Consider the following 15,170-nt stretch of genomic DNA (forward strand, 5'->3'; position numbering starts at 1 on the left):
CGTCGGTCAGTTGAAGCGCTCGGCGCGGTAGGGGGTGGGGTCGGTGAAGGGCGTTTCGCCGGTGACCATCTGCGCCAGCAGGTGGCCGCTCACCGGGCCCAGGGTCAGGCCGTGGTGGGCGTGGCCGAAGTTGAACCACAGGCCGGGGTGGCGCGGGGCGGGGCCGATCACTGGGCACATGTCCGGCAGGCACGGGCGGCGGCCCAGCCAGGGTTCGGCGTCGAGGCGTTCGCCCAGGGGGTAGAAGTTCCGGGCCAGGGCTTCGCAGCGGCGCAGTTGGATTTCGTTGATCGGCTCGTCCGGGTCGGCGAATTCGATGCCGGTGGTCAGGCGGATGCCGCCCACCATCGGCGCCAGGACGTAGCCGCCCACCGGGTCGAGGATCGGGTGCTGCAAGCGGGTGCCGGGCAGGGCGGCGTAGTGCATGTGGTAGCCGCGCTTGATCGCCAGGGGAATTCGGTAGCCCAGGGGTTCGAAGATGCCGCTGGCTTGCGGGCCCAGCGCCACCACCACTTCCTGGGCGGTGATGGGGCCGAGTTCGCTGTGCACCTGCCAGCCGCCTTCGATCTGGGTCAGGCTCAGGGCATCACCGATGACGAATTGGCCGCCGCGCTGCTTGAACAGTTCGGCGTAGCCGCGGGTCAGGCCGCCGGGGTCGCTGACGGTCTTGGGGTCGAGCCAGTGCAGGCCGCCTACTACTTCGGGGTGCAGGCCGGGTTCCAGGGCCAGCAGTGCAGTGCGGTCCAGTACCCGGTAGTTGAGCTGGTAGTCGCGCAGGTCGGCGGCGGCGCGCTGGGCGAAGTCGAAGGCCTCCTGGTCGTTGAAGGCTTCGAGCCAGCCGCCGTCGGCGATCAGCTCCAGCATGTTGGCCGGGCGGGCCAGGGCCAGGTGTTCGGTGATGCAGCGTTCGATCAGCGGCAGCATGGCGCGGGTGGCGGCAGCCAGGCCCTTGGGCGAGGAGTGGCGCCAGTATTGCAGCAGCCAGGGGCCGGCCTTGGGCAGGTGGCGCAGGCTGTAGCGCACGTCCGATTGCTGGTTGAGGCCGTAGCGCACCAGCTTGGTCACTTCCCGGGGGAAGGCGTAGGGAATCACGCTGGCGCGTTCGATCAGCCCGGCGTTGCCGTGGCTGGTGCCGTTGCCCGGGGGCTGGCGGTCCAGCAGGACCACTTGGCGGCCGCGGGCCTGCAGGTGCAGGGCGCTGCTGACGCCGACGATTCCGGCGCCCAGAACGAGGGTTTGGCAATGCATGTTTCAGTCCTTATGACAGGGGCCGCGGGGCGGCCCGCTCAAGGGTTCAGTTCAGGTGCCGGCCCAGGCGGCCTTCCAGGTATTTGAGGCTGCGCCGCACCACTTCGACGATCAGCAGGTACAGCACCGCGGCCCACAGGTAGATCTGGAAATCGAAGCTGCGGGAGAAGGCCAGCTTGGTCACCCCCATCAGGTCGTAGATGGTCACCAGGGAGGCGATGGCGCTGGCCTTGATCATCAAGATCAGCTCGTTGCCCAGAGGCCCGATGGCGATCAGCAGCGACTGCGGCAGTATCACTTTGCGAAACGCGGTCCAGCGCGACAGGCTCAGGGCCTTGCAGGCTTCGCGCTGGCCCTGGGCGACGGCCAGCAAGCTGCCGCGCAGGATCTCCGCCTGGTAGGCGGCGGTGTTCAGGGTGAAGGCCAGCAGGGTGCAGAACCAGGCATCGCGGAAGAACCACCACAGGCCCACGTCCTGCCAGAAGCCTTTGAACGAGCCCAGGCCGTAATACAGCATGAACAGCTGGGCCAGCAGCGGCGAGCCGCGAAAGAAGTACACGTAGGCCCCGGTGAAGCGCCGCAGGAACTGATTGCTGGACAGCCGCCCGAGGGCGATCAGCAGGCCGAGCACGGCGCCCAGGCTGAAGGAAATCGCCACCAGCTTGGCGGTCACCAGCAGGCCGTCGATAAAGCGCGGGCCGTAGCGTTCCAGCAGGTCCTGGTTGAGGAACAGGTTCAGCAGGTCATCCAGGCTCATGGTTGCAGGCTCCGTTGCGCACGGTTGAAGCGCCGTTCAAGAAAGCTGAACAGGTGCCCGGACAGCGCCGAGAAGAACAGGTAGCCAAAGCAGGCCACGCTGTAGAACAGCATGGGTTCCTTGGTCACGCTGACCGCGAGGTTGGTCTGGCGCATCAGGTCCACCAGGGAAATGGTCGACACCAGGGAGGTGTCCTTGAGCAGCGACAGCCAGTTGTTGGAAAGCCCCGGCAGGGCGATGCGGGTCAGTTGCGGCAGCAGCACCCGGGTGAAGGTGGTGCGCCGCGACAGGCTCAGGGCGCTGGCGGCTTCGTACTGGCCCTTGGGCAGGGTCTTGAACGCGGCCAGCCAGATCTCGCTGGAGAAGGCGGCGAACACCAGGCTGAAGGCGATCATCGCGGCGACAAAGGTATTGATCGCCACTTCACCGGGGTAGCCCAGGGCGCCGAGGATCTTCTGCGCGGCGATCTGGCAGCCGTAGTAGATGATCAGCAGGGTCAACAGCTCCGGCAGGCCGCGAAACACCGTGGAAAAGGTCGTGGCCCAGGCCCGCGCCCAGCGGTTTTTCGAGCGCGCGGCCAGGGCTACCAGCAAGCCCAGGGGCAGGCCGATGGGCACGCAGGCCAGGGCCAGGGCGATGGTCACCAGGGCCCCGGCAAGCAGGGCCGAGCCCCAGCCGCCGCTGGCAAAGGACAGGAGTGACAGCTGTTCGAACATGCGCGAACCCTCTGGAGGATTGAACCGTGCAGGGCGCCGCCGCGCTCGGGGGAACGCGGGGGCAACGGCAGCGGCAAAGGCGGGCGGTCAGTAGATGTCGAAGGCGAAGTAGCGGCTGGAGATCTGCTTGTAGGTGCCGTCGGCGACGATCGCGTCCAGGGCCTTGTTCAGGCGCTCGCGCAGGGCGTTGTCTTCCTTGCGCACGGCGATGGAAGCGTCGGCGGTGGTGCCGTTGACGTCGCCGATGATCTTGCAGCAATCCTTGCCGGTGCTTTCAGCCCAGGCCAGCAGCGGGAACTTGTCGGCAATCACCCCGTCCACGCGCCCGGCCGCCAGGTCGCTGTTGGCTTCGTCCAGGGTCGGGTAGAACTTCACGTCGGCACCGGCCGGGCCGTAGTGGTCCTCGGCGTAGATGGCCTGGGTCGAGGAGGCCTGGGCGCCCACGGTGCGGCCCTTGAAGTTGGTCTGGGCGTCGGTGATGTCCGAGTCCTTGGGCACCGCCACCGACAGCGGGGTGCGGTAGTAGTGGTTGCTGAAGGCGATCTTCTTCTTGCGTTCGTCGGTGGCGATCATCGAGGCCACCACAGCGTCGTATTTCTTCGCCAGCAGCGCCGGGATGATGCCTTCCCAGTCCTGGGCGACGATCTGGCACTCGACCTGCATCTGCTTGCACAGGGCGTTGGCGATGTCCACGTCAAAGCCGTGCAGCTGGTTGTTGGAGTCCACGTAGTTGAAGGGCGGGTAGGCGCCTTCGGTGGCGATCTTCAAGGTTTCGGCCTGGGCCGTGGAGGCGGCGATGACCAGGGCGCAAGCGCCGGCGAAGCGGAGGACGTTGTTCATGGAGCACCTCGGTTATTTATTGTTTTGGTCGGGCGGACGATGTGTAGCCAACAAACTCGTTATGCAGGGCAGCGGTGGCTTCCAGGCGTTTTTCCACCTCGGGTCCCAGGTGCTTGCACACCTCGTTGACCAACAGGTGCACCAGCGACAGCATGGCCGCGGTGGATTCCCAGAACAGGTTGAATTCAGTGGGCACACGGAACACCTCGTCGGCGTTCTGCTCGGCCCAGTCGCAGAAGGTATCGGTGACCAGGGTCACCGGAATTCCCGCCTCGCGGGCCTTGTGGCACAGGGTCAGGGCGTGGCGCGAGTAGCGCCTTGCCTCGAACACCACCAGGGCGCAGTCCTCGGCGGGGCTCAGCAGTACGTCGGCGAAATGCCCGGCGGCGCCGTCCACCAGGTGCACGCCGTCGCGCAGGTATTGCAGCAGGTGGACCATGGAGGCGGCGATGCCGCGCTCGGTCTGGAACCCCGCCACGTACACCCGGCGCCGGCTGGCTAGGCGCTGGACCACGGTCTGCCAGGCGGGGGTCAGGCTGTATTCGTAGACCTTGACCAGCGCCGCCACTTCCAGCTCGAAGCTGCGGGGCAGGCCCTGGGCCGCCGGGTTGGGCTGCTGGCGAAATTCCTGCAGGCGGTCGCCCACCAGCCACGGGCCTTCGCCGAGGTCGTTCTTCAGGTCGTTTTTCAGGTCCTTGAAATGGCTGTAGCCGATGGCGCGGCAGAAGCGGCCGACGCTGGATTCGCTGACGCCGAGTTTTTCGGCGATGTCGGCGGCGGTCTGGAAGGGCAGTTCATAGAGGTTGGCCAGCATGTAGCTGGCAATCGCCCGGCCCGACGCGGTTGCGCTGGACAGGCTGCTTTCAAGGCGTTGCTTGATGGGTTGGCTCATGGTTGTTTTCATTCTTGTGGGCCGTTGACAATGGAAAATGAATGTTTTCTGTCATGAAGTCAACATTTGACAGTTAACTGGCGTGACGCGATAGTCAGGCACCTTCCAATAACAATTCCAATGGAGCTGCAATGACCGAAGCGAACCAGGCGACCCTGGCGCAGGCACCCGTCGAGTACCTCGACCTGCCTGCCTTGACCGACTTGCTGCAACGCATTTTTCTTCGCCACGGCACCTCTGCCGAAGTGGCCCGGGTGCTGGCCGACAACTGCGCCCGCGCCGAGCGCGACGGTTCACACAGCCACGGGGTGTTCCGCATTCCCGGTTACCTGTCGTCCCTGGCCAGTGGCTGGGTGAATGGGCAGGCGCTGCCGCAAGTGGAGGATGTGGCCCCCGGCGTGGTGGCGGTGGACGCCGCAGGCGGCTTCGCCCAGCCGGCCCTGGCGGCGGCCCGCGAGCTGCTGCTGAGCAAGGCCCGCAGCGCCGGAATCGCGGTGCTGGCGATTCGCAATTCCCACCATTTCGCCGCCCTGTGGCCGGATGTCGAGCCCTTCGCCGAAGAAGGCCTGGTGGCCCTGAGCCTGGTCAACAGCATGACCTGCGTGGTGCCCCACGGCGCCCAGCGCCCGCTGTTCGGCACCAACCCGATTGCCTTCGCCGCACCCCGCGAAGGCGCCGAGCCCATCGTCTTCGACCTGGCCACCAGCGCCATTGCCCACGGCGATGTGCAGATCGCCAAGCGCCAGGGCCAGCAGCTGCCACCGGGCATGGGGGTGGACCGCGACGGCCAGCCCACTTGCGATCCGGCAGCGACTCTCGACGGTGGCGCCTTGCTGCCCTTTGGCGGGCACAAGGGCTCGGCGCTGTCGATGATGGTGGAGCTGCTGGCGGCGGCGCTCACTGGTGGCAACTTCTCTTTCGAATTCGACTGGTCACAACACCCGGGGGCGCAGACGCCCTGGACCGGGCAACTGCTGATCGTCATCGACCCCAGCCACCTGGGCGGCGGGCGTTTTGCCCAGCGCAGCGGCGAGCTGGTGCGGCAGATGCAGGCCGTGGGCCTGGAGCGCATGCCGGGGGATCGGCGCTACCGCACCCGAGCCAAGTCCCTGCAAGAAGGCATTCCCCTGGCCGCCGCCGAACTGGCGCGGCTGCGGGCCCTGGCGGGCGACGACTGAACGGGCGACGACTAAGGACTTCATCCCTTCGCACCCGGGTCCATGAGCCCTTGGTGTTACTCCAGGTAGTAGGCCCGGTAGCGGGCCGGTCGTGGATCGGATTTGCCGGTCCCTGCCAGCCCCTCCAAAGCATGCTGAATTTGCCCCCAAGGCAGCCTATGGGCGGCCTTGGCGCGTTTCGATAATCGCCTCCGACATTTCGTCCCCCGTTTGCGGAGCGCGCCATGCATAACAATAAGAACTGCCAGTACCCTCTGATTCCGGCCCTGCTTGTCGGCCTGTCGACCCTTGGCCTGGGCTCTGTCGCCGAAGCCGAGATCATGCTGTACGACAAGGACCAGACCACCTTTTCCACCGATGGCTACATCAACGCCTTCTACGTCAACAGCAAGGTCGACCGCGCCGGCGACCAGTACGACCGCCGTCAGGCGCGGGTGAAGATGGGCTTTCTGCCCAACTACCTGGGTTTCAACATGGGCAAGCAGGTGGACGACCTCAAGCTCGGCGCCCGGGCCTCGTTCTGGGTGACCATCAACGACAGCGAGACCAACGGCACCGACACCGCCATCGACGTGCGCCAGTTCTACGGCACCGTGGCCAACCCGGAGTGGGGCGAGGTGCTGATCGGCAAGGACTTCGGCCTGTTCGCCCGTTCCAACATCCTGCTCGATGAAATGCTTGCCGGGTACGGCCAGGTCAGCGACAGCCTGGGGCTGGTGGACGGCGGCGGGGTGTCGTTCGGCAACATCGGCAGCGGTTACCCCTATCCCTTTCCTTCGTCGCAGATCACTTACCGCAGCCCGGTGATGGACGGCCTGCGGGTGGCGGTGGGCATCCTCGACCCGGTGGACACCAACGACAGCAGCGCCCTGGGCAAGGCCTACCAGAAGAACCCGCGCACCGAGAGCGAGGTCACCTACCAGTTCGACCTGGGCGGGGCCAAGTTCTACAGCTGGCTCAACGGCAGCTACCAGACCTCCGACAACACCGACCCCAACGTGCAGTCGGTGACTTCCAAGGGGCTGGGCTACGGCCTGCAGGCCAAGATGGGCGGCCTGTCCCTGACCGGTTCCGGGTTCCAGGCCAAGGGCATCAATCCGTTCTTCACCAACAACGCCGGCGAAGCCACGCTGCGCAACGTGGACAGCAAGGGCTACCTGCTGCAGGGCTCGTACAAGCTGGGCAAGAATCGTCTGGCGCTGTCCTATGGCAAGACGAAGGACGACGGCAACGGCGTGGTCGGCAGCGGCGCCGATTACCAGACCCGGGGCGTGGCGCTGTTCCACGACATCAACGACAACCTCAAGCTGGTGGCCGAGTACAACCAGTTCGAGATCGACGGCCACCACACCAGTGCCCAGAACGAAAACACCGACACCTTCGCCGTGGGTGCCGTGCTGACCTGGTAACCCCAGCGCCGGCCCTGGCGTGCGCATCGCGCCCGGGCCGGCGCCGCGCATTCCCATTTCTCCCATATTTGCGCCTTCCCCTGTAGGAGCCGGCTTGCCGGCGAAGAGGCCCGCCAGCCTTGCACCAAACCGGCCGACACTTTCGCTCGCAAGCCAGCACCTACGCCCATGGAACCGGCTACCCGCTACCCAAGTAGCATTCGTGCCCCAGGGCCGGCTTCGTACACTCATCCCTCAGATAACCGGCGCCGGAGGCGACGATGCAGCAAGCCCAGAGCGAGGGCGTGGTCAGTGCCATGTCCCAGGCCGTCGATCCGCAGCAGGTGGCCCAGGACCTGGCCAGCCAGTTGCTGCATCCGCACCTGGGCTTCGTGCTGTTTTTCTGTTCCGCCGAATACCCCCTGCAAACCCTCGGCCCGGCCCTGCAACACAGCTTTGGCGGCATCCCCCTGGTGGGCTGCACCAGCGCGGGGGAAATCACCCCCCTGGGCTACGGGCGCAATTGCGTGACCGCCATCGGCTTCGATCACCGGCACTTTTCCATCGCCGCCGAGCTGATCGACCAGATGGAACACTTCAGCCTGATCGACGCCCAGCAGATGGTCGAACGTCTGGTGGGGGATTGCCGCAGCAACACCCTGGCGCCGATCAAGGGCAACAGCTTCGCCCTGACCCTGCTGGACGGCCTGTCGAGCCGCGAAGAGATGGTGCTGGCCGCCCTCAGCGCGGCCCTGGGAGACATTCCGCATTTCGGCGGTTCGGCCGGCGATGACAACTACTTGACCCATACCCACGTCTACTTCGGTGGCGAATTTCACAGCGGCGCGGCGGTGGTGGTGCTGGTCAACACCTGGCTGGATTTCGAGGTGTTCACCACCCACCACATCCTGCCCCGGGAAGAAAAACTGGTGGTCACCGGCGCCGACAGTACCTTGCGCCGGGTCTATGAACTGAACGCCGAGCCGGCCGCCGAAGAGTATGCGCGGCTGATCGGCGTGCCGCTTGCGCAGCTCGACCACCGGGTGTTTGCCGCCCACCCGCTGGCGGTGCGGATCAACCAGCACTACTACGTGCGCGCCGTGCAGCAGGTGCACCCGGACCTGAGCCTGAGTTTCTACTGCGCGGTGGAGAACGGCATCGTCCTCACCGCCATGACCCCCGGCCCTTTGCTGCCCAACCTGCAACAGCTGTTCGACGGCTTGCAGCAGCGCCTCGGCGGGCTGTTGCTGACCATCGGCTGCGACTGCTTTTTGCGCCGCCTGGAGCTGGAGGACCGCGGCAGCCTGGAGCAGATCGGCGCCTTTCTGCGGGAGCAACGGGTGATGGGGTTCAACACCTACGGAGAACAGTTCAATGGCATGCACATCAACCAGACCTTCACCGGGGTCGCCATTGCCCGCAGTCGAACTCCGGCCCGCCGCTGAGCTGCAAGCGCAGCTCGCCTGCCTGCAGCGCGAGAACCGCAAGCTGCGGCGGATCAACAGCGCGCTGATCGAGCGGGTCGAATCCGGCATCACCCGGGGCAACGACCCTTATGCGGCGTTCCAGCATTCGGTGGTGCTGGCCGAGCAGGTGCGCGAACGTACCGACGCCCTGAACCAGGCCATGGCCGAGCTCAAGGCCGGCAACCACTTGCTCAGCGAAGCGCGGCTGCGGGCCGAGACTGCCCACCAGCATCTGATCGATGCCATCGAGAGCATTTCCGACGCCTTCGTGCTGTTCGACCAGGAGCAGCGCATCGTCCTGTTCAACAGCCGCTTCCGCGCCTTCTGGAGCCACAGCCGGGTGCGGATCATGGCCGGCATGCGCCTCTCGGAGGTGCGCAGGTTGCTGACCAGCACCGGGTTGTTCAGCGAAGAACCGCGCAGTGGCGGTGACGAGCAGTTGCTCTATCGCCTGCATAACGGCCGCTGGCTACAGGTCAGCGAGCGGCCGACCCGGGAAGGCGGGCGGGTGATCCTGTTCACCGACATCACCGAGGTCAAGCACAGCGAAACCCTGCGCCGGGAACAGGCGGTGGCGCAGAAGTCCCACCTGCTGCAACGGGCGGTGGACAACCTGTCCCAGGGCGTGGCCATGGTCAGCGCCGAGGGCACCTTGGAACTTTGGAACCGGCGCTTCCTGGAACTCAGCGGGTTGGCCCCGGTGGCCGCGCATCGCTTGTTTGCCGAGGTCATCGGCGACAGCGAACTGCGCCTGCTGAGCCCCGACAGCCGCGACGCCAACGGCCGGCCGATCCACGAATGCGAACAGCGCCTTAGCGATGGCCGGGTGCTGGAGATCCGCACCCATCCGCTGCCCACCGGCGGTTTCGTCAACACCTTCACCGACATCACCGAGCGCTACCAGCACGCCGAGGCCCTGAGCGAAAGCGAACGCTGGATCCGCCTGATCACCGACCATGTGCCGGCGCTGATCGCCTACCTCAATGCCGACCTGGTGTACGAGTTCACCAACAAGGTCTATGAGGAGTGGTACTGCTGGCCCCGGGGCGTGATGCTCGGCCAGAGCCTGCGCGAGGTGCACAGCGAGCAGCACTACCAGCGCCTGGAAAGCTATGTGGAACGGGCCCTGGCCGGGGAGAGCGTGACCTTCGAATTCGCCGAGACCAACATCAACAATCAGGAGCGCTACATGCTGCGTTCCTACGTGCCCAACCGCCTGGCCAATGGCGAGGTGGTGGGGATCTTCGTGCTGATCCGCGACATCACCGAGCGCCGGCGCACCGCCGAGGCGCTGCATCAGGCCTACCAGAACCTGGAGCTGCGGGTGCGCGAACGCACCGCCGAGCTGACCACCCTCAACCAGCAACTGCTGCGCGAGATCGAAGAGCGCAGCCGGGTCGAATCACGCTTGCGCGAGGCCAAGGCCGAGGCCGAACGGGCCAACCTGTCGAAGACCAAGTTCCTCGCCGCGGTCAGCCATGACTTGCTGCAACCCCTGAACGCCGCGCGGCTGTTCACCAGCGCCTTGCTGGAGCGTCGCGATCCCCAGGCCAGCAGCGCCCTGGTGCGCAATGTCAGCAACTCCCTGGAAGACGTGGAAAACCTGCTGGGTACCCTGGTGGACATTTCCAAGCTCGATGCCGGGGTGATCAAGGCCGATATCGCGCCCTTTGCCTTGAGCGAACTGCTGGAAAACCTCGCCGCCGAGTACGCCCAGGTGGCCCGCAGCGAAGGCCTGGAACTGCACTTCGTGGCCTGCTCGGCGCTGGTGCGCAGCGACATCCAGCTGCTGGCGCGGATTCTGCGCAACCTGTTGAGCAACGCCATCCGCTACACCCGCCAGGGCCGGGTGGTGCTGGGCTGTCGGCGCCAGGGGCGCTGGCTGTCGATCCAAGTCTGGGACAGCGGCATGGGTATCGCCGCCGAACGCCTGGAGGAAATCTTCCAGGAGTTCAAGCGTGGCGAAGAACAGCGCCCGGACCAGGACCGCGGCCTGGGCCTGGGGCTGGCCATCGTCGAGAAGATTGCCGGGATTCTCGGGCACCGCATTGGCGTGCGCTCCTGGCCGGGGCGTGGTTCGGTGTTCAGCGTGCAGGTGCCGATCAGCGCCAGCGCGCCCTTGCCAGCGCCGCGCCCGGAGCTGGGCGACGCCCTGCTGGAGCGTTTGCAGGGCGCGCGGATCTGGGTGCTGGATAACGACGCGGCGATCTGCGCCGGCATGCGCACCTTGCTTGAAGGCTGGGGCTGCCAGGTGATCACCGCCTTGTCCGAAGAAGACCTGGCGCGCCAGGTGGACGACTACCGCGCCGAGGCCGACCTGCTGATTGCCGACTACCACCTGGACCAGCAACAGAACGGCATCGATGCGGTAGCGCGAATCAACGCCCGTCGCGCCCTGGCGATCCCGGCGATGATGATCACCGCCAACTACAGCAACGAGCTCAAACAGCAACTGCGCGAACTGGGCCACACCCTGATGCACAAACCGGTGCGCCCGATGAAACTCAAGACCGCCATCAGCCACCTGCTGAGCCCAACGCGGCATCCCTGACAACCGTAGGCGCTGGCTTGCCAGCGAAGGGGCCCGCAAGATCGCCTTCGCCGGCAAGCCGGCTCCTACAGGGTCGGTGCACGATCAGCGCAATTCAGCGGCGCAGGTAGGCACCGAAATCGATGTCCCCGGCACTCAGGATCGCTTGCACCCGGTTGTGCACGTTGAGCTTGCGCAGAATCGCCGAGACGTGGGCCTTCACCGTGGTTTCGGCAATGTCCAGGGTGTAGGCGATCTGCTTGTTGGATTCGCCCTTGGTCATGCGTTCCAGCACCAACAGCTGTTTGCGGGTCAGGGCCTGGAGCAGTTCCGGGGGGAAGCTCGGGGTCTCGCTGCTGCGCCGCCCCGGCTGGCTTTTCTGGGTGCGGATGATGTCCGGCGGCAGGTACACGTTGCCATTGAGGATCTGTTCGATGGCGTCGGTCATCTGCGAGCGCGCCGAGGATTTGGTGATGAAGCCGACGGCGCCGTAGGTGATGGCCTGGAGCACGATCTGCTTGTCCTGCTCGGCGGAAACGATCACCACCGGAATGGTCGGCGCTTCGTTGCGCAGGGTGATCAGGCCGTTGAGGCCGTGCATGCCGGGCATGTTCAGGTCCAGCAGGATCAGGTCCAGGTCGTCGTGTTCCTGGGTCAGGGCCAGGGCGCTGTCCAGGTCGGCGGTTTCCATCACCTCGCTGCCGGGAAATCCGTCGCTGATGACGTTGTGGATGGCTTCGCGAAACAGTGGGTGATCGTCGGCTATCAGAATTTTATACATGGCCTTTCACCTCGTTATTGTGGTTATGGGGGCGGCAACGCCGTGCTGCGGCGCTCAGGGAAAGGGTTGCGGCCGGGCCGCCTCCACGGGCAGGCCGGCGGCCTCCCAGGCATCCAGGCCGTCGCGGTACCAGTAGATGTTCTTATAGCCCAGGGCTGCCGCGCGTTTTACCGCGTTCCAGCTCAGCCAGCAATCGGCACGGCAATAGAACACCAGGGCGCGCTGCGGGTCGGCGTGGCTCAGCCGTTGCAGGTTGCCGGCGAAATAAGCCTGCCACTCGGGGCTCAGTTCGCCGTCGCCGGTGTTGGCCAGCCAGTGGCTGCCGGGGAGGTTGGCGTGGGGCTCGCTGTCGATGAAGCGGCCTTGCAGCCATTGCCGACGGTAGACGTCGATCAGCAGGGGCGCCGGTTGCTCCTTGAGCAGCTCTTGCAGGCCCGGGGTGTCGATGATCCGGCCCTGGTCGATCTGCAGCGGGGTCGGGCTGCGGTACAGGCTGGTGCGATAGCCCTCGGCGGAAAACAGCGGGGCAGCGGCATGGGCGGCGCCCAGCGCCAGGCTCAGGGTTAGCGCGGCCAGGGTCTCTAAGGCACGGGGCATAAGGCTTTTATCCTTTTTGTTATAGGCCCATTACATGCCAGGGCAGGGCCTTTTGTGAATGCGACCATCGACAGCAAAAGCAGTACCAAAGTCGTAGATCGCCCATGGGCAAGCGCTGTGTAGGAGCCGGCTTGCCGGCGAAAGGGGCCTGGGGTCTGGCGTTGGGATTGCGGGCCTCTTCGCTGGCAAGCCAGCTCCTACGTTGGGTGGAGGTGGGTGGCAGGATTGTGGCTCAGGTGCTTTTGCGCAGGGCGGCGTGCTGGGGGTTGAAGGTCAGCACCGCCAGCAGGGAGAACACCAGGGTCAGCCCCAGGCACACCGCCAGGGCCAGCAGGTTGAGGCGTTGATACAGGGCGAAGCGCACCAGTTCCACGGCGTGGGTGAAGGGGTTGAGGGCGCACAGCCAGTACAGCCAGGGGCTGGCTTCGAGCATCTTCCACAGCGGGTACAGCGCCGAGGACAGGAAAAACAGCGGGAAGATCACGAAGTTCATCACCCCGGCAAAGTTCTCCAACTGGCGGATGGCGTTGGACAGCAGCAGCCCCAGGGCGCTGAGCATCAGGGCCACCAGCAGCAGCGCCGGCAGCGCGGCCAGCAGGCCCATGGCCGGCGGTTGCACGCCATACAGCCAGGCCACGGCGAGGAAGGCGTAGACCTGCAGCAGCGAGATCAGCGAGGTGGCCAGCAGCTTGCTGGCCAGCAGGAAGGCCCGGGGCAGGGGGCTGGTGAGCAGCACGCGCATGCTGCCCATTTCCCGGTCGTAGACCATCGACAGCGAGCCCTGCATGCCGTTGAACAGCAGGATCATGCAGGCCAGCCCCGGGACGATGTAGACCTCGTAGGGAATGTAGGTGCTGTAGGGCTCGATGATGGCGATGCCCAGGGCCGCGCGAAAGCCGGCGGCAAACACCAGCAGCCACAGTAGCGGGCGCACCAGGGCGCTGAGAAAACGCGTGCGCTGCAGCACGAAGCGCAGCCATTCGCGCAGCACGATGCCGCGCAGGCATTGCCAGTAGGCGTTCATGCGAGCGGTTCTCCGATCGGGGCCGGGCGTGGCTGGGGATTCTGGGTCAGGCGGGCGAAGGCTGTGCCCAGGTCGCCGCCCTGCTGCTGGCTGATGGTGCCGGCCACGCCACTGGCCACCAGGCGCCCCTGATGCAGGATCAGCAACTGGTCGTCGGCCTGCACCTCATCCAGCAGGTGGGTGGTCCAGAGCACGCTCAGGCGTTGTTCCTGGCACAGCTGGCGAATGTGCCGGTTGAGCGCCAGGCGGCTGGCGGGGTCGAGGCCGGCGCTGGCTTCATCGAGCAGCAGCAGGCGCGGTTCATGCAGCAGGGCGCGGGCGATCTCCACCCGTCGGCGGTGGCCGCCATTGAGGGCGCGCACGCTATCCCGGCGCCGTTCGCTCAAGCCCTGGCGCGCCAGTTCGGCGTCGATCCGCGCCTGCCCCTGGCGCCGCGACAAACCGTGCAGCGCGGCGTGGTAGTGCAGGTTCTGCTCCACGCTCAGGTCCAGGTCCAGGGTGCTTTGCTGGAACACCACGCCGAGCTGGCGCAGGGCGGCGCGGGCGGCGTTGCGCAGCGAGCAGCCGCCGACGCGGATGTCGCCCTGCTGCAGGTCGTAGAGCCTTGTGAGCAGGGCGATCAGGGTCGACTTGCCGGCGCCGTTGGGGCCCAAGAGCGCGGCGAAGCGCCCGGGAGCCAGGCTCAGGCTGACCTGATCGAGGGCCTGGCGCGGGCCATAGGCGAAGCTCAGATGGCTGACCTCCAGGGCGTTCATGGGGTCACCACCACGCCCCAGGGATAGCGCCCGACCTTCACCGACTTGAGCACCTTGAGGCTGTTCACATCGATCACCGAAACATCGCCGCTGACCCCGTTGGTGGCCAGCAACTGGCTCTGGTCCGGGGTGAATGCCAGTTGCCAGACCCGGCGCCCCACCAGCAGGTAGTCGAGGATCTCGTAGGTCTTGGCGTCGATCACCGCCACGTGGTTGGCCGGGCCCAGGGCGACGAAGGCGTATTTGCCATCGGCGCTGAGCTTGATGCCCACCGGCTGCACCTTGTCCGGGTGCACGCCCTTGATCTTGAAGTTCAGGGTCTTGAGCATCTGGCGCGTGGCCACGTCGAGGATGGTCACGGTGCCGCCGATTTCCGCCGAGGCCCAGAGCCTTGAGCCGTCCTGGTTGAACTCGACGAAGCGCGGGCGCTGGTCCACCAGGGTGCTGTCGGCCAGGGTCTGGGTGCTGGTGTCGATCCAGTGCAGCATGTTGGTGGTTTCGCTGGTGTTCACCGCCCACTTGCCGTCGGGGCTCACCGCCATACCTTCGGGCTCGACCCCGACGTTGATCTGGCCGAGGACCTTGGCGGTCTCGGTGTCGATCACCGTGACCAGCGCATCGTCCTCGTTGGACACGTACAGCCAGCGGTTGTTGGGGTGCAGGGCGAACTGCTCGGGGTCCTTGCCGGACGGCAGCTCCTTGATGATCTTGCGGGTGGCCACTTCCATCACCTGGACCCGGTCCGAATCGCTGGCGCAGATGTACAGCAGCTTGTTGTCATGGGACAGCAGCAGCCCGCGCGGGCGCTGGCCCACCGGCAGGGTCTGGGTGACTTCCAGGGTCTGCAGGTCGATCAGGCTCAGGCTGTTGTCCTTTTCATTGGAGACCCAGGCGGTGGCGGCCATGGCGTGCCCGGCGGCGAGCAGCAGGCCCGCGCACAGGGCGGAGCGGCAGAGAAGGGGGCGGCGCATGGCGGATTCCTTGTTGTTGTGGTTATG

General features: G+C 66.0%; 14 protein-coding genes. 4 read left to right on the forward strand and 10 right to left on the reverse strand.

Translation table 11 applies throughout. The features are described from left to right. Positions 1-6 precede the first annotated feature (6 nt). The 5 genes from KI242_RS11745 to KI242_RS11765 form a co-directional block, all read right to left on the reverse strand. The gene (locus KI242_RS11745; RefSeq protein WP_212806169.1) at positions 7-1,248 is read right to left on the reverse strand and encodes an FAD-binding oxidoreductase; all 1,242 of its coding nucleotides are present in this window, start codon (positions 1,246-1,248) and stop codon (positions 7-9) included. Between the two features lie 46 nt (positions 1,249-1,294). After that, positions 1,295-2,005 (reverse strand): ABC transporter permease, encoded by a 711-nt coding sequence (locus KI242_RS11750; RefSeq protein WP_041117194.1) that lies wholly within the window; start codon positions 2,003-2,005, stop codon positions 1,295-1,297. Continuing rightward, positions 2,002-2,721 carry an ABC transporter permease subunit gene (locus KI242_RS11755; protein ID WP_025130068.1) on the reverse strand — a complete coding sequence of 240 codons (720 nt, stop codon included), beginning with the start codon at positions 2,719-2,721 and terminating at the stop codon, positions 2,002-2,004. Before KI242_RS11755 ends, KI242_RS11750 begins: the two co-directional genes overlap by 4 nt. 87 nt (positions 2,722-2,808) lie before the next feature. Next, positions 2,809-3,561, reverse strand: a complete 753-nt coding sequence (locus KI242_RS11760) for a transporter substrate-binding domain-containing protein (RefSeq protein ID WP_123473647.1) — start codon at positions 3,559-3,561, stop codon at positions 2,809-2,811. A gap of 16 nt (positions 3,562-3,577) precedes the next feature. Continuing rightward, the gene (locus tag KI242_RS11765) at positions 3,578-4,453 is read right to left on the reverse strand and encodes a MurR/RpiR family transcriptional regulator (RefSeq protein WP_047285528.1); all 876 of its coding nucleotides are present in this window, start codon (positions 4,451-4,453) and stop codon (positions 3,578-3,580) included. 131 nt (positions 4,454-4,584) lie between these two features. Between KI242_RS11765 and KI242_RS11770 the strand changes: the two genes are divergently transcribed. The 4 genes from KI242_RS11770 (at position 4,585) to nahK (ending at position 11,036) form a co-directional block, all read left to right on the forward strand. After that, positions 4,585-5,631, forward strand: coding sequence for an Ldh family oxidoreductase (locus KI242_RS11770; protein WP_212806170.1), 1,047 nt, complete (start codon positions 4,585-4,587; stop codon positions 5,629-5,631). 224 nt (positions 5,632-5,855) lie between these two features. Next, a complete protein-coding gene (locus KI242_RS11775; protein WP_212806171.1) occupies positions 5,856-7,040 on the forward strand; it encodes a porin in 1,185 nt (394 codons plus the stop codon). A gap of 260 nt (positions 7,041-7,300) precedes the next feature. Further along, the gene (gene nosP / locus KI242_RS11780) at positions 7,301-8,464 is read left to right on the forward strand and encodes a nitric oxide-sensing protein NosP (RefSeq protein WP_212806172.1); all 1,164 of its coding nucleotides are present in this window, start codon (positions 7,301-7,303) and stop codon (positions 8,462-8,464) included. After that, positions 8,394-11,036 (forward strand): hybrid sensor histidine kinase/response regulator NahK/ErcS', encoded by a 2,643-nt coding sequence (gene nahK, locus KI242_RS11785; RefSeq protein WP_212806173.1) that lies wholly within the window; start codon positions 8,394-8,396, stop codon positions 11,034-11,036. Before nosP ends, nahK begins: the two co-directional genes overlap by 71 nt. A 94-nt stretch (positions 11,037-11,130) precedes the next feature. On the opposite strand, the gene KI242_RS11790 is transcribed toward nahK, so the two are convergent. The 5 genes from KI242_RS11790 to KI242_RS11810 form a co-directional block, all read right to left on the reverse strand. Beyond that, the gene (locus tag KI242_RS11790; RefSeq protein ID WP_015635003.1) at positions 11,131-11,796 is read right to left on the reverse strand and encodes a response regulator transcription factor; all 666 of its coding nucleotides are present in this window, start codon (positions 11,794-11,796) and stop codon (positions 11,131-11,133) included. A gap of 54 nt (positions 11,797-11,850) precedes the next feature. Beyond that, positions 11,851-12,393 (reverse strand): PQQ-dependent catabolism-associated CXXCW motif protein, encoded by a 543-nt coding sequence (locus tag KI242_RS11795; protein WP_011060505.1) that lies wholly within the window; start codon positions 12,391-12,393, stop codon positions 11,851-11,853. Positions 12,394-12,625: 232 nt separating this feature from the next. Further along, positions 12,626-13,417, reverse strand: a complete 792-nt coding sequence (locus KI242_RS11800; RefSeq protein WP_072444720.1) for an ABC transporter permease — start codon at positions 13,415-13,417, stop codon at positions 12,626-12,628. Continuing rightward, the gene (locus KI242_RS11805) at positions 13,414-14,172 is read right to left on the reverse strand and encodes an ABC transporter ATP-binding protein (protein WP_212806174.1); all 759 of its coding nucleotides are present in this window, start codon (positions 14,170-14,172) and stop codon (positions 13,414-13,416) included. Before KI242_RS11805 ends, KI242_RS11800 begins: the two co-directional genes overlap by 4 nt. Then, positions 14,169-15,143, reverse strand: a complete 975-nt coding sequence (locus KI242_RS11810) for a YVTN family beta-propeller repeat protein (RefSeq protein WP_212806175.1) — start codon at positions 15,141-15,143, stop codon at positions 14,169-14,171. Before KI242_RS11810 ends, KI242_RS11805 begins: the two co-directional genes overlap by 4 nt. Between the last annotated feature and the right edge of the window lie 27 nt (positions 15,144-15,170).

It is taken from the genome of Pseudomonas sp. Eqa60, from assembly GCF_018326405.1.
Classification (GTDB): Bacteria; Pseudomonadota; Gammaproteobacteria; order Pseudomonadales; family Pseudomonadaceae; genus Aquipseudomonas; species Aquipseudomonas protegens.

Coding starts and splice junctions, on each gene's coding strand:
- KI242_RS11745 (WP_212806169.1), bottom strand. CDS start 1,248: ATGCATTGCCAAACCCTCGTTCTGGGCGCCGGAATCGTCGGCGTCAGC.
- KI242_RS11750 (WP_041117194.1), bottom strand. CDS start 2,005: ATGAGCCTGGATGACCTGCTGAACCTGTTCCTCAACCAGGACCTGCTG.
- KI242_RS11755 (WP_025130068.1), bottom strand. CDS start 2,721: ATGTTCGAACAGCTGTCACTCCTGTCCTTTGCCAGCGGCGGCTGGGGC.
- KI242_RS11760 (WP_123473647.1), bottom strand. CDS start 3,561: ATGAACAACGTCCTCCGCTTCGCCGGCGCTTGCGCCCTGGTCATCGCC.
- KI242_RS11765 (WP_047285528.1), bottom strand. CDS start 4,453: ATGAGCCAACCCATCAAGCAACGCCTTGAAAGCAGCCTGTCCAGCGCA.
- KI242_RS11770 (WP_212806170.1), top strand. CDS start 4,585: ATGACCGAAGCGAACCAGGCGACCCTGGCGCAGGCACCCGTCGAGTAC.
- KI242_RS11775 (WP_212806171.1), top strand. CDS start 5,856: ATGCATAACAATAAGAACTGCCAGTACCCTCTGATTCCGGCCCTGCTT.
- nosP (WP_212806172.1), top strand. CDS start 7,301: ATGCAGCAAGCCCAGAGCGAGGGCGTGGTCAGTGCCATGTCCCAGGCC.
- nahK (WP_212806173.1), top strand. CDS start 8,394: ATGGCATGCACATCAACCAGACCTTCACCGGGGTCGCCATTGCCCGCA.
- KI242_RS11790 (WP_015635003.1), bottom strand. CDS start 11,796: ATGTATAAAATTCTGATAGCCGACGATCACCCACTGTTTCGCGAAGCC.
- KI242_RS11795 (WP_011060505.1), bottom strand. CDS start 12,393: ATGCCCCGTGCCTTAGAGACCCTGGCCGCGCTAACCCTGAGCCTGGCG.
- KI242_RS11800 (WP_072444720.1), bottom strand. CDS start 13,417: ATGAACGCCTACTGGCAATGCCTGCGCGGCATCGTGCTGCGCGAATGG.
- KI242_RS11805 (WP_212806174.1), bottom strand. CDS start 14,172: ATGAACGCCCTGGAGGTCAGCCATCTGAGCTTCGCCTATGGCCCGCGC.
- KI242_RS11810 (WP_212806175.1), bottom strand. CDS start 15,143: ATGCGCCGCCCCCTTCTCTGCCGCTCCGCCCTGTGCGCGGGCCTGCTG.